General features: G+C 69.2%; 10 protein-coding genes and 2 pseudogenes. 11 read left to right on the plus strand and 1 reads right to left on the minus strand.

What is annotated here, in order from left to right:
* Positions 1-245: 245 nt before the first annotated feature.
* From istA to OG332_RS46765, 11 genes and pseudogenes are all read left to right on the plus strand, one after another.
* A pseudogene (gene istA, locus OG332_RS46715) lies at positions 246-1876 on the plus strand (IS21 family transposase).
* Positions 1873-2688 carry an IS21-like element helper ATPase IstB gene (gene istB / locus OG332_RS46720; RefSeq protein ID WP_327411501.1) on the plus strand — a complete coding sequence of 272 codons (816 nt, stop codon included), beginning with the start codon at positions 1873-1875 and terminating at the stop codon, positions 2686-2688. The pseudogene istA and the gene istB overlap by 4 nt, the downstream one beginning before the upstream one ends.
* A 711-nt stretch (positions 2689-3399) precedes the next feature.
* Entirely contained in the window at positions 3400-3570 is a 171-nt protein-coding gene (locus OG332_RS46725; protein ID WP_327411500.1) for a hypothetical protein, read from the plus strand.
* 358 nt (positions 3571-3928) lie between these two features.
* Positions 3929-4699, plus strand: coding sequence for a 2OG-Fe dioxygenase family protein (locus OG332_RS46730; RefSeq protein ID WP_327411499.1), 771 nt, complete (start codon positions 3929-3931; stop codon positions 4697-4699).
* A gap of 114 nt (positions 4700-4813) precedes the next feature.
* Positions 4814-5014: pseudogene (locus OG332_RS46735) on the plus strand (transposase); the annotation flags it as partial.
* A 39-nt stretch (positions 5015-5053) separates the two neighbouring features.
* Complete coding sequence (locus OG332_RS46740) at positions 5054-5347, plus strand: hypothetical protein (protein ID WP_327419573.1); 294 nt, start codon at positions 5054-5056, stop codon at positions 5345-5347.
* A 141-nt stretch (positions 5348-5488) separates the two neighbouring features.
* Positions 5489-6649 (plus strand): ISAs1 family transposase, encoded by a 1161-nt coding sequence (locus OG332_RS46745; protein WP_442816085.1) that lies wholly within the window; start codon positions 5489-5491, stop codon positions 6647-6649.
* 564 nt (positions 6650-7213) lie between these two features.
* Positions 7214-8977 (plus strand): transposase, encoded by a 1764-nt coding sequence (locus OG332_RS46750; protein ID WP_442816086.1) that lies wholly within the window; start codon positions 7214-7216, stop codon positions 8975-8977.
* A 685-nt stretch (positions 8978-9662) separates the two neighbouring features.
* Positions 9663-9854: a hypothetical protein gene (locus OG332_RS46755; protein ID WP_327411497.1), complete on the plus strand. Its 192-nt coding sequence runs from the start codon at positions 9663-9665 to the stop codon at positions 9852-9854.
* Between the two features lie 136 nt (positions 9855-9990).
* Complete coding sequence (locus OG332_RS46760) at positions 9991-11151, plus strand: ISAs1 family transposase (protein ID WP_442816085.1); 1161 nt, start codon at positions 9991-9993, stop codon at positions 11149-11151.
* Between the two features lie 202 nt (positions 11152-11353).
* A complete protein-coding gene (locus tag OG332_RS46765; RefSeq protein ID WP_327411495.1) occupies positions 11354-11992 on the plus strand; it encodes a DUF402 domain-containing protein in 639 nt (212 codons plus the stop codon).
* A gap of 388 nt (positions 11993-12380) precedes the next feature.
* Here OG332_RS46765 and OG332_RS46770 read toward each other — a convergent pair whose 3' ends face one another.
* Entirely contained in the window at positions 12381-13691 is a 1311-nt protein-coding gene (locus OG332_RS46770; protein WP_327411494.1) for a hypothetical protein, read from the minus strand.
* Positions 13692-13978 lie beyond the last annotated feature (287 nt).

The raw sequence follows: 13978 nt of genomic DNA on the forward strand, positions 1-13978 counted from the left end.
CTCGGAAACTCCAAGATCCCCGACTGTTTGTAAGGGCTTCTTTGGGCTCCAGCGCGGGAGGGTGAAGTGGCCCCACTGACGTAAGAAGTTGATCTGGCTCCACTCGCCGGTGCTTGGTGGCGCCGTGCCCTCTTTGGAGTGAATGCGGTGCTCCATCCGCTGTCCGCCGTCAGGGTGTGTCCGTCGATCACGGTCTGTCGGAGGCCGTGTTGTGGTCACGGTCGTGTCGGGAGGCCGGGGTGGGTTTGTCGCGCGTTGAACTGTTCGCTGCGATCCGTCGGGACAGGCGTCTCGATGCGGGTCTGTCGCAACGTGCTCTGGCGGAGAAGTACGGGGTGCACCGAAGGACCGTGCGGCAGGCGCTGGAGTCGGCCGTCCCGCCTCCGCGCAAGGAACCCGTGGTCCGCAGATCGGTCTTGGACCCGGCCAAGGGCTGGATCGACGAGATGCTGCGGGAGGATCTGACCGCGCCGCGGAAGCAGAAGCACACGGCCCGGCGGATCCACCAGCGTCTCGCGCAGGAACACGGCTTCGACGAGGTGTCGTATTCGACAGTCAGTGACTACGTCGCGGTCCGCCGGCCGGAGATCGAGACCGAGGCCCGGGAAGGGCACCGGCATCTGGCGGGGATGGTCCCGCAGGTCCATCTCCCCGGCGAGGAAGCCGAGGTGGACTTCGCGGACGTGTGGGTGCGGCTCGCGGGCACCGTGACCAAGTGCCACCTGTTCACGCTGCGGCTGTCGTACTCGGGCAAGGCCGTCCACCGCGTGTTCGCCTCGCAGGCCCAGGAGTCGTTCATGCAGGGCCACGTCGAGGCGTTCAACACGCTGGGCGGCGTCCCGGTCCGGCACATCCGTTACGACAACCTGAAACCGGCCGTGAACCGCATCTGCACGGGCCGCAGCCGGGTGGAGTCCGAGCGATGGGTCACCTTCCGGGCGCACTACGGCTTCGATGCCTTCTATTGCATCCCGGGCCAGGACGGCGCCCACGAGAAGGGCGGCGTGGAACAGGAGGGAGGGCGGTTCCGCCGCACCCACTTGGTCCCCGTTCCGGAAGTCGCCTCGCTCGAGGAGCTGAACGAGAAGATCGCCGCGATCGACGCGGCGGAGGACGACCGGATGCTCCAGGGCAGGCTGACGACGATCGGCTTCAACTTCGTGAGCGAGGCCGACTCGCTGGCCCCGCTCCCCTGGGGGAGTTCGAGTGCGGCATCACGCTGACTCCGAAAGTGGACCGTTCCAGCCGGATCAGCGTCCGCCAGTGCCACTACTCGGTGCCGGCCCGCTTCATCGGCCAGAACGTGCGGGTCCTGCTGCGGGGCAACGAACTGCTGGTCTTCGAACGCCGCAAGATCGTCGCCCGTCACCCGCGTCTGACCCGGCGGGGCGAGTTCCGCGACGAGCTCGACCACTACCTGGAGATCCTGATGGTCAAGCCCGGCGCGATGGCCGGGTCGACCGCGCTGGCAGCCGCCCGGGAGAACGGCACGTTCACCGAGGTCCACGAAGCGTTCTGGGCGGCGGCCCGCACCAGCCACGGGGACGCCGCCGGGACCCGTGCTCTGATCGAGGTCCTGCTGCTGCACCGGCGGATGCCCGCCCCCGCCATCCAGCTGGGCCTGGCGGCCGCGATCAGAGCGGGCTCCATCAACGCCGAGGTGGTGGCCGTCGAGGCCCGCAGGGCCGTCGCCGATGCCTCCCCGCACGAGGACTCGACCGACGACAGCGATGATCCGCCGCCCTGGGCCGAGCCCAGCGGAGTCGTCTCCCTGACCGCCCGCCGGGCACAGCTTCCCGAGGACAAGCGTCCCCTGCCCTCGGTGGCCCCCTACGACCAGCTCTTGTCCCGCCGCCATCCGAAAGGCACCGCATGAGTACTCCCACCGTTTCCACGAACGGGCTCGTTCCCCCGGCCCGCAGAGACGCCGCAGCCGAAGGGGCGGTCGAAACGGTCATCGACGAGGCCTGCCGGGCTCTGCACCTGCCCACCATCCGCAGCCGAGTCGAGGAGATCACCGCCGCCGCGGCCCGCGAGCGGGCCAGTTACAAAGACTTCCTGGCGGACCTGTTGGAAGCTGAATGCGCGGAGCGGGAAGAACGCCGCAAGCAGCGGCTGGTCAGGGACGCGAACTTCCCCCGGCCCAAGCGGCTCGAGGACTTCGACTTCGCGGAGAACCCGAACGTCACCCCCGAGTTGCTGGGCACCCTCGCCGATCCCGCCTGGGTCAAGGCCGGCCAGCCGCTCTGCCTGATCGGCGACAGCGGCACCGGCAAGTCCCACCTGCTGATCGGGATCGGCACCGCCATCGCGGAAGCCGGTCTGCGCGTCCGCTACACGACCACGGTGAACCTGGTCAACGAGCTGGCCGAGGCAGCGGACGAGAAGAAACTCGCCCGCACGATCGCCCGCTACGGACGCGTCGATCTCCTCTGCCTGGACGAGTTCGGCTACCTCGACCTGGACAAGGCCGGAGCGAAGCTGTTGTTCCAGATCTTCACCGAGCGTGAGGAACGGGGCGCGATCGCCGTCGCCTCCAACGCCCCGTTCTCGGAGTGGAAGCAGACCTTCACCGACCCCCGGCTCTGCACCGCGATCGTCGACCGCGTCACCTTCAACGCCCACATCGTCGAGACCGGCACGGACTCCTACCGGTTCGCCCAGACTCAGAAGAAGCGACGTCGCTGACCTGACCGTCACAACACTGCGGCCGGCACCCCTTCGGGGTGCCGGCCGCAGCCATATTGGGCCCGGCCGCGAGGTCCCAGTGCCGGCCGGTCCATTGCCCGATCTCATCCAGACGCCGCGAGCACTGGGATGCCCACGACCTGAGCCGAGTCGGGTCGGCAGACTCCCGCACCTGTCGGGGGCGCGATTTCGAAGCCTGTCCGAGACCCCAAAACTACCGCCCACCACCCCACCCCCGGCTAGCGAAACCACCCGATCGAAGTGGGGCCAAAACAACTTGCCGCAGGGGCGTGAAGCACCCTCCCGCACGCCCCCTACGACCCACCGCTGGGGCCAAAAGAACTCCGAACACTGGTCCCCAAAGAAGTCCTTACAAACACCCGACAGAGTCAAGCTGAGACAGCCCAGGTGTGAAACGGCGGCGAAGGACGTCCTGCAGACACCGCACCCCAAACCCCGGCACCCGCACCGACCCGATGACGGCAGGCGGAAGAGGGCGGTCTCGCGCCGCCGCAACCGTGAGGCCCGCCGGCTCGGCAGCGAGTTGGCCGAGCGCTGGGCAGCGTCGGGTGCAACGCCGTGCGTGGCGGCCCCGCTCTCCTCATGCGAAGGGCTCTTCGCGCCGTCTGTCGGTCTCGCAGCTCCCAGGTACACGCTTCGGCGCCTGATCCCGCGGGGACGTGGGAGGGGGTTGGCGCAGCGGACGCGCCGTTGGCCGCGCTGCGCGCCGCCGGTGTGCTGGAGCGGATCGCCGCCCGGGTGGCCCGGGAGACTGCGGGCGCGCTGTGTGACGACGGCATGCCGGCCGAAGCGGTGGCCACCGCCCTCGGGACCACCCGCTCCAAGACCCTGGTCCTGCTCCTGACCACCCGGGCCCGGTAACGGCACGCACCGCGCGGCCTGGAGGTCACGCCGAGCATGCAGGGGTGGTGCCGAACCGGTGGGCCTGGTGGGGGAATCGGGCGCTGGCCGCAAGATGATCGAGTTTGCTTCCTCCGGCGACCCGTAGGAGGCTCAGCAGCCGGAGCGCCGTAGCCTCGAGCGTGCGACGAGCACGCCGCGAGGGCTGTGGCTTGCATCGCAGGGCCGCGTCGAGCCCGGGGGGTTACGCGGGAGGCGTGCGAAAGGCGCCACGGGCCGCTGGCGCCATGGCCCTGGTGGTGACCTGTGGGAGGAACACGTGGAAAAGGCTGAGCCCCAGCGGCGATCGCACACTGCTGCGGGGGGTCCGGGTGAGGGCATGGAGGGTCTGCGTGAGCGCGGGTTCGCCCGCTACGGCGCTGAGCAACTCGGTATCATCCTGGCCGGCTCCGCTGCGAGGGATTTGGCCAGGATCCGGGAGGTCTTCGCGGCTCTGCCACCCGATCCGTACGCTCCGGGAACGAATCGGTTCCGCCGGTACTCCCATGCCGTGTACCTGCCGTGGAAGGACGAACTGTCCTGGATTCCCGGAACCCCCGACCCCGTCCACGGTACGGTCACCGACTTCTCCCAGGGCGAAGACACCCCTGAGTCCCCGCGGCCTCGGCGCGTGCTCCCCGACATCCCCGAGGCGCTGCGCGGCAACGCTCTGCTGTTGCGACTCCTGCGCTGGGACATTGAGCAGGTCCTGTCCCTGAAGGATCTGGGGAGACGGCCGCTGTGGGCTGGCGTCCACCTGATCAGGCTCGGCGTCGACCGTCCCGGCCAGGACGCCGTGTCCCTCCCGAACTGCCTGCACCAGGACGGAGGTTCGGCCAGCACGTTCACTTTCGCCCACCTGATCAGCCGTACCAACGTCGTCGGCGGGCAGAACGTCATCGCCACACCGGACAGCGCAGGCCTCCAGCCCGAGGACCCGTGGGTGGACGTCCACGCCGACTTCACCCTCACCGACCCACTGGATGGCTACGCCGTCCACGACCACAGGGTCAGCCACTACGTCGGCCCGGTCCGCGCGGGCTCCGAGCCAGGGCCGGGCGAACGGTCCGTCCTCATCGTCGGCCTCGCCCCGTACGTCCCCCAGCTGTGACACCGCCACCACCCGAGCCCGCCGAACACGCCAGTACGCGGGTGCCTGGGCGGCCGTACGGGAGCCCTCGGCCGCCTCGGCCGCGAGTCGGGCCACCAGCGGACCTTCCGCACCCGCACCCACCCGGATACGCCGATCATGCTCGGCTTCCCCGGCGTCGGGCCCGGAGTCGGCGCTCGCCTTCCGGCCGAGATCGGCGACGACCGAACCCGCTTCGCCACCGCCGGATGACTGCAGGCATACGCGGGCTCGGCCCCCGTCACCCGGGCCTCCGGCAAACGCAAGTACGCCGGCCGCCGGTTCGTGAAGAACAGTGGTGTGAAAGATCGTCAAACGACTCCGGATAGGCGACAAATGAAGCGATTACGGGCATGGATCGGCGCGGCAGTCCTGACGATTCCGCTGGTCATGTCACTCGGAGCGGAGGGCGTGCAGGCCGCTCCGCTTACGGATCTGCCATTGCCGCTTCGAAGTGGCGCCGACCAGTTGGTTCGGCCTGGAGAGCAGGTCGGCGTCTCAGTGGGCCTGCAGGACGCCGTCGACAATGGCGACAGGGTCTTCTCCGAAGCGTTCACCGCCGATGGCCGGATGAGGATGAACGATCCGCACGTCACCGCGGTCATGACCAGGGCATCGGCACGAAGGTGACTTGAGGGTGTTCACCCCAACTTGCCTTGCTGGGAGGGTTCGTGACGAAATGTGGCAGGCACGGTCACCGGCGATCATGTGAGTGTCTACGTCCCATGATCCTGCTGGAAGACCGTGCCTGCCGTTGCCGAATCATCCCTCATGCCCGCCTCGCTTGACCAACTCGCCACCGCATCGTCTCTGTCGGTTGAGGAGTGCCCGGGCCTGTTGACCTGCCTTGCGACGGTGACGGACCCCCGTGACCCACGGGGCCGGCTTCACCCCCTGGTCGGCGTGCTCGCCATCTGCGCCGCTGCGGTCCTGACCGGCGCGACCTCTCTGCTGGCGATCAGTGAGTGGGCGGCTGACGCCTCGCAGTCGGTCCTGGCCCGGCTCGGTGCCCGCTGCGACCCCTTCACCGGCCAACACCACGCCCCTGGTGAGGCCACCATCCGCCGGGTACTCGCCCAGGTCGACGGTGACGTACTCGACCGAGCCGTCGGCAGCTGGCTGTCCGCCCGATGCCCGCAACCCAGCGAGCGGTTGCTGCGGGCGATCGCGGTGGACGGCAAATCCCTGCGCGGCGCCGCCCGCGCGCACGACCGGAAGATCCACCTGCTGGCGGCCGTCGACCACGCCACTTCCGCCGTCCTGGGCCAGGTCGACGTTGAGACAAAGACGAATGAAATCACCTGCTTCCAGCCACTACTGGATGCCATCGACCTGACCGGAGCGGTCGTGACCAGCGACGCGATGCATACCCAACGCGAGCACGCCGAGTACCTGGGAGGCCGGGGCGCCCACTACATCGTCATCGTCAAGGGAAACCAGAAGAAGCTCCGCAAGCAGATGAAGTCCCTTCCCTGGAAGCAGATCCCACTCCAGAACCGCACCGTCGGGACCGGCCACGGCCGCAGCGAGATCCGCCGGATCAAGGTCTGCACTGTCGCCGGCCTGCTCTTCCCCGGCGCCGCCCAGGCCATCGAACTCAAGCGGCGCCGAGTCAACCGCAAGACCGGCAAGGTCAGCACCAAGACCGTGTACGCGGTCACCAGCCTGACCGCCGAGCAGGCCAATCCGGCCCAGCTCGCGTCCTTGATCCGCGGCCACTGGTCGGTAGAGGCGCTCCATCACGTGAGGGACACGACCTTTGCCGAGGACGCCTCACAGCTGCGGACCGGCAACGCGCCCCGCGCCATGGCCACCTGGCGCAACCTCGCCATCGGAGCCCTTCGCCTGGCCGGTCTCCGCAGCATCGCCACAGCTCTCAGAGGAAACGCCCGCGACGCCACCCGGCCCCTGCGAATCCTGGCCATTCCGTGATCAAAAAACGGTCATACCTGCTTCATGCCGGAGCCCTGCGGTCATGACGATCTCCTGCACCGCTGCGCCCGGGTCCTACGAGGTGCGCATCGGATCAGGTGGGGACTGCAACCCCTCCGAGGTCACGCGGCTCTGGGGGAGTGTCCGGGTGGCTCCGGCTGAAGAGACGGAGCGTGCGGCGTGCGCGATGCGGGTCTCCGAGCTGCCGCCTGAGCCCCAGGAGGAGCGCTGGTCTGCGGATGCGGAGTGGCCCGCGAGCCCATGGGACGTGCGGCCGGTGCGGGCTGGTGGGGAGATGACGGCCACCGATGGCCTGGAGACGGGCGGCGACGGAGGCGTCACGTTGACCTCGTCGGTGTTCACGCGACCAGTGGTCATGTACGGAGCGAAGAGGGTCTCCGCGGTCGTCCGCATCAGGTGCGACGCGAAGCCGGGTCTCCACACCGTGGTCTGGCGAGAGAAGGGGACGACTCTGTTGCTCAATTCCGGCTGCGTGGTTCGGTTGGTGCGTGATGATCTATCGTGCGGTCGCTTCCCTGTCGTGCGGCCGTGGGGGTGATGTGGATGTCGCTGCGGTCGAGCGGGTTGCCGCCAGTGCCGGAACGGACGGCGCGGGTGGCCCGGGCCGCTTTCCCGAAGGGGAGTCTGCCGATACGGGTGCGGGATCGGCTCGGTGAGGTGTTCGCGGACGAGCCGTTCGTCGAGGCGTTCGGGGTTCGTGGGGCCCCGGGATTGTCGCCGGGGGTGTTGTCGCTGGTCACGGTCTTGCAGTTCGCGGAGAACCTGACCGACCGGCAGGCCGCGGTGATGGCGGTGCGGGCGATCGACTGGAAGTACGCGCTCGGGGTGGAGCTGGAGGATCCGGGGTTCGACTTCAGCGTGCTGTCGAAGTTCCGGGCCCGGCTGGTCGAGCATGACATGGAGCGGGTGGTCTTCGAGAAGTTGCTGGAGCACTGCCGGGAGGCGGGGCTGGTGGCGGCGGGCGGGAAGCAGCGCACGGACGCGACCCATGTGATCAGCGCGGTGCGGGACCTGAACCGGCTGGAGCTGGCCGGGGAGAGCGTGCGGGCCGCGCTGGAAGCCCTCGCGGCGGCCGCGCCGTCCTGGCTGGCCAGCGTGGTAGACGTGCCCGAACTCGCCCACCGCTACGGGCAGCGGATTGAGGGCTGGACGCTTCCGGCCTCGAAGACGAAGCGGGAGCGGCTCGCGCTGGTCTTCGGGCAGGATGCGCTGGCCCTGTGCCGGGCGGTCTGGGCACCGGGGGCGCCCGGGTGGCTGCGGGAGATCGAGCCGGTCGCCCTGCTGCGGCAGGTCCTGGTCCAGACGTACGTGATCAGCACCGATACGCGCGGGCGGGAGGTGGTCAGGAAGCGGGAGGCCGACACGGACGGCGTTCCGCCCGGTTATCTCCGCCTCGCCTCGCCCTATGACGCCGACGCGCGCTGGGCGGCCAAGGGCGAGGATCTGTTCTGGCTGGGCTACAAGGTCCACCTCACCGAGACCTGCGACACTCCCGCCGAAGCCGAAGCCGAAGCCGAAGCCGAAGCCGAAGCCGAAGCCGAAGCCGAAGCCGGGGCGGTGGGGAGGCAGGAGCCGGTCCGGGCGGTGAACCTGATCACGGATGTGCTGACCACGGTGGCCACCGTCCCGGACGTGAAGGCGACCGCCACCGTCCAGGCCGCGCTCACCGCCCGCGGCCTGAAGCCGGCCGAGCACTACCTCGACTCCGGTTACCCCTCGGCCGACCTGATCACCCAGGCCGCAGGGCAGGGCGGCATCATCATGGTCACCCCCGTGCTCCTGGACCACTCGCCCCAGGCCAAGGCGGCCGCCGGCTATGACAAGAACGCCTTCGGCATCGACTGGAAGACACGCCAGGCCACCTGCCCCGAAGGCCGCACCAGCACCGGGTGGCACCCGGTGAAACAGCACGGACGCGACGCCATCGTCGTCGAGTTCGCCCGCTCCGACTGCCGCGAGTGCCCCGTCTTGAAGCTGTGCACCCGGTCCCGGCGCGGCAACCGGATGCTCACCCTCTACCCCGAACACCTCCACGCTGCCCTGACCACGGCCCGCGCCGAGCAGAAGTCCCGGACCTGGAAGGACAAGTACGCCCTGCGCTCGGGCATCGAGGGAACCATCAACCAGGCCCTCGACCTCACTGGCCTGCGCAGGGCCCGCTACCGCGGCCTCCCGAAGGTCCGCCTCCAACACACGTTCTCCGCCACCGCGATCAACATCGTCCGCCTCGACGCCCACTGGACCACCACGGACACCCCACCCCGAACCGGCCGCCTCGCTCGCCTCGGCTACCAGCTCACAGCCTGACCCCGGAATTGAGCAACAGAGTCGGGGACGCCGTCAAAGGTCTGGGCCCGACTGCGGGTGGAACCCGCGGCCCCTGACTGCCGCGACCCTGCCCCTACGCTGGCCGACGTGGTCAAGCGCACGGCTTCCTGGTCGGCGGCAGGCATCTGTGCTGCCGCGCTTGCAGTGGGGGTACATGCCCTGAAGCGGAGGCGGCGTGCCCATCCTGCCCTGTGATGGTGAAGCGTAGGCGCCGTGCGCTCCGGAAACGAGTGGTAGATATTGATCATCCCGTGAAGATCGCTATTGTTCATCCTGCTCCACCGAACACGAAAACTCCGCCGATCAGGGAACAACACGTGAAGCTCAAGAACTCGCCGCACCCGGCCGCGGTCGTCGGGCGCTGAAGCCTCGCGGGGTTCGCGGGGGTCGTGGTCGCGACCGATCGGTGCGTCAAAATAAAGGTCAACCCAGGACTCGCGCCCCTTTCGCCAGCGGCAGTCCTGGCCGGAAGCGGCTATTGCAGCGGCAGTGGCGGCGACGGATATTGCAGGTGAACGGACCGGCGGTCAAGTGATCCCGAAAAGGGAGTGCGGCCGACCGTGGCGACCGGAGAGAGACATGTCGGCTTCCGATTTTGAAAGGTTGCGGAGTGAATTATCTAACCGCTCTGGCGTCGGCCGCTTTCGGCTCCACCATATATCTCGTGACTTTCTCGACTGTGAGCTGGCTGAACCAGCTATCCTCGCGCGCTAAGGTCACGGGCCTGGTTGTGACCGGCACGGTTCTGTGCGCAGTTATCGGAATTATCGCGTTCGCGAGCCCGAGTGTCACGCTCGGGTTCATCGTGGGCGCCGGCCTGACACCGCCCCAGGGCATCGGCACGAAGGTGACTTGAGGGTGTTCACCCCAACTTGCCTTGCTGGGAGGGTTCGTGACGAAATGTGGCAGGCACGGTCACCGGCGATCATGTGAGTGTCTACGTCCCATGATCCTGCTGGAAGACCGTGCCTGCCGTTGCCGAATCATCCCTCATGCCCGCCTCGCTTGACCAACTCGCCACCGCATCGTCTCTGTCGGTTGAGGAGTGCCCGGGCCTGTTGACCTGCCTTGCGACGGTGACGGACCCCCGTGACCCACGGGGCCGGCTTCACCCCCTGGTCGGCGTGCTCGCCATCTGCGCCGCTGCGGTCCTGACCGGCGCGACCTCTCTGCTGGCGATCAGTGAGTGGGCGGCTGACGCCTCGCAGTCGGTCCTGGCCCGGCTCGGTGCCCGCTGCGACCCCTTCACCGGCCAACACCACGCCCCTGGTGAGGCCACCATCCGCCGGGTACTCGCCCAGGTCGACGGTGACGTACTCGACCGAGCCGTCGGCAGCTGGCTGTCCGCCCGATGCCCGCAACCCAGCGAGCGGTTGCTGCGGGCGATCGCGGTGGACGGCAAATCCCTGCGCGGCGCCGCCCGCGCGCACGACCGGAAGATCCACCTGCTGGCGGCCGTCGACCACGCCACTTCCGCCGTCCTGGGCCAGGTCGACGTTGAGACAAAGACGAATGAAATCACCTGCTTCCAGCCACTACTGGATGCCATCGACCTGACCGGAGCGGTCGTGACCAGCGACGCGATGCATACCCAACGCGAGCACGCCGAGTACCTGGGAGGCCGGGGCGCCCACTACATCGTCATCGTCAAGGGAAACCAGAAGAAGCTCCGCAAGCAGATGAAGTCCCTTCCCTGGAAGCAGATCCCACTCCAGAACCGCACCGTCGGGACCGGCCACGGCCGCAGCGAGATCCGCCGGATCAAGGTCTGCACTGTCGCCGGCCTGCTCTTCCCCGGCGCCGCCCAGGCCATCGAACTCAAGCGGCGCCGAGTCAACCGCAAGACCGGCAAGGTCAGCACCAAGACCGTGTACGCGGTCACCAGCCTGACCGCCGAGCAGGCCAATCCGGCCCAGCTCGCGTCCTTGATCCGCGGCCACTGGTCGGTAGAGGCGCTCCATCACGTGAGGGACACGACCTTTGCCGAGGACGCCTCACAGCTGCGGACCGGCAACGCGCCCCGCGCCATGGCCACCTGGCGCAACCTCGCCATCGGAGCCCTTCGCCTGGCCGGTCTCCGCAGCATCGCCACAGCTCTCAGAGGAAACGCCCGCGACGCCACCCGGCCCCTGCGAATCCTGGCCATTCCGTGATCAAAAAACGGTCATACCTGCTTCATGCCGGAGCCCTGGACACCGCCCGTACACCGGTGGATCCTGCAACGACGCAAGCGAGTCGCTGGTTCTTGACCTTCCGGCTCATGCCCTTGCAGCTCTTGCTGCTGGCTCTGGTGCGCTGGGGTGGTCCCTGTGCCCCGGAGAACCTCCTGTCCGGGGTAGAGCGAAGGAGGGGCCGATGGACAGCTTCGAGGTGGGGCAGACGGTCGTACGGCGCGACGTGCACCGCTCCGGCCGGGCGTGGAGCGAACTGGCGCTACGGGTCGTTGCCGACACCGGCGAAGCGCTGGTGACCGCCTGCGCGCCCGGGGCCGAGGCCCGCTGGCCCTCCCTGTACGCCAGGGCCCGAGACGACGGCGACGACCGGAGGCTGCGAGCCGAGGCATTCGAGGCGATGGCGACGGGGGAGTGGGACCTCGCGTCCGGTCGGTGGCAGGAGACCGAGCTGCTGTTGTGGAAGCCGCCGGGCGCATGGTTCAGCATCAACGCCTTCTTCACCGGCGCCGGGCTGCGCAACTGGTACGTCAACGTCGAGCACCCCAGCCGTCGAACCCAGGCCGGGTTCGACACCTTCGACCTGACCATCGACCTCGTCATCGACCCCGGCCTGGACCGGTTCACATGGAAGGACGAGGACGACTGCGCCCACGTACGACGGCTCGGCATCGTCACCGACGCCGAGCATCAGGCGGTGGAGGCCGCCCGCGGCCAGGTGCTCGCGATGCTCACCGACCGGACCGGGGCGTTCGCACACTCCGAGACGTGGGCGAACTGGCACTGGGAGAACGACTGGCTACCTCCCTGCCTGCCCGCGTAGAGATCCAGCCGGGGCAGGGGCACCCGGGATCCTCCTACTCGCCTCGAGCCGTCTGCTGGGCGGGCAGGTCGAGGTGCACGTTGATGTGGAAGAGTGCCTGTCCGGTGGGGACGGGATGGACCTCGAAGGCTTCGGTGAAGGCGCCGCCCGCCTGAAGCGAGGTGGCCGGTAGGCGCCTCCGTGTGGAAGCCCCCGGGGGTGACCGACGCCGTGGCGCAGCAGCCCGGCGGCCTGGCGCGGGTTCGGCGGTGCCCCCGTCAGGCCGGCCGGCCGCGCGTGCGCCAGGGCAGATCCTCGGCCGGCCGGCTGCGCGTGCGTGAACCGGGCCCGGGTGAGGCTCGGTTGGTACCGGTACCGGGGCGGCTGTTGTCGCGTCCCGGGTCTGCCGTCAGGTGTTGGGCAGGCGGCGGAAGCGGTCGTCGTCCTGGTAGCCGACCGCCGGTATGCCCAGCAGGTCGTCCACGCCGGGGAAGCCCTCGCCCGTCTGGAACTCCGCCCCGTGCACCGACGCGTTCTGCGGCGGGCCCGCGTACATGCCGGTGTGGGCGCTGCCCAGTTCCATGAGGTAGCCGCCCGTCGCCGACGGGCGGCGCCGGTCGTTGGCGACGGCCTGGGCGGCGTAGGTGTTCATGGCGGCGACGCGCTGGTAGAGGGCGGTCGCCGACATAGGGGGGCGGCGGGCCGGGCGGCCGTCGAGGCCCTTGACCCGGATGTGGTGCGTCCGGGCGGCCTCCAGCACCGCTCCCAGTCCGGTCGCGCCCAGGTTCATGTTGCTGTCGTAGCGGGCGACGAACGTCTGCAGTTCGGGGCTCATCGTCCCGTCGGCGAGGTACGCGTCGACGTGTGACTGGTATCCGTCGTCGCGGATGCTCTCCAGGTAGAGGGTGCTCACGTCGGCGGCCTGGATCTCTTCCATGTGCGTGCACAGGAACTGCCAGATGCGCGCCCCGGAGTGGGTGCCGCCGATGGCCACTCCGTCGAACTGCTCCAGCAGTGAGCGCAGGTCGCCCATCGCGTCCTGGGAGCCGGCGCCGGCCAGGGTGTCCTCCACCGTCTGGTGGCGCTGCTGCCGGTCCTCGGGAGTCTCCGTGTACGCGTCGCGCGTGGAGCGGGCGTCGCGGCCGAGTTGTGTGTCGCGTGCGTCCTGACGGTTCCAGTGGCCGAGGGTGCGCGGGTCGGCGCGGCCGATGCCCTCCAAGACATCATTGCGTCCTGCCGTCGGGGGGACGTCGGGCGCGAGCCTGCGGATGTTGCCCAGGTTGTAGTGGAGCAGCTGGTCGGTCTCCTGGAGTGTCTGCGGGTCCGCGTCGATGGCCACGCGCTGCTTGTTGCCGGCGTCCCGGGTGGCCTGCGGCAGACTCTGCCATTCGTCCGCCGTCAGCGCGTTCGGTGTGCGGTCCCTCGCGCGGGAGTTGCGGGGCCCCCGTACCCGCAGCGCTGGGCCCGGCGGGTGCTGGTGCAGTTCGTCCTGCTCCATGCGCTGGACCACGGGAGCGGGACCCGACGGCGACTCCGCGGTGTGCGCGTGCCGCTGTGCCTCGATGATGCGGGACACCACCGCGTTCCCGGCGAGACGCTGGAGTTGCAGCATCGACTCCGCGGTCGTTGCGCCGCCGGACCGCGACTGTCGCGCGGCCTGCGCGGCTCCCGGGCGCTGCGGCCCTTTCCGCTGCTCGTCACCGGTCTGCTGCACCCGCATGCGGCGTCCCCTCTGCGACATGGACTGGGAACGTCGAGTGTCACTGCTCTGCCTTCCTCGGCGGTACGTCCGCAGGGGCAGGTACGGGTGCAGGCGCCTTGCCCTTCACGCGTGGAGTGGGAGCGGGGTCGGCTCACCGTCCCCGGTGTGTCGGGCGGAGCGGGGCACGGGTGGGGGCTCCGGCTGTCAGGGGCGGCAGCCAGGGTCGGCGACGTACGCCCGCCAGCCGCAGGAAAGCCCACTGGGTGGGCAAAGCGGTCCGCAAGTCTCCGAGAACACGAAGGAAC

Source organism: Streptomyces sp. NBC_01233 (assembly GCF_035989305.1).
Taxonomy (GTDB): domain Bacteria; phylum Actinomycetota; class Actinomycetes; order Streptomycetales; family Streptomycetaceae; genus Streptomyces.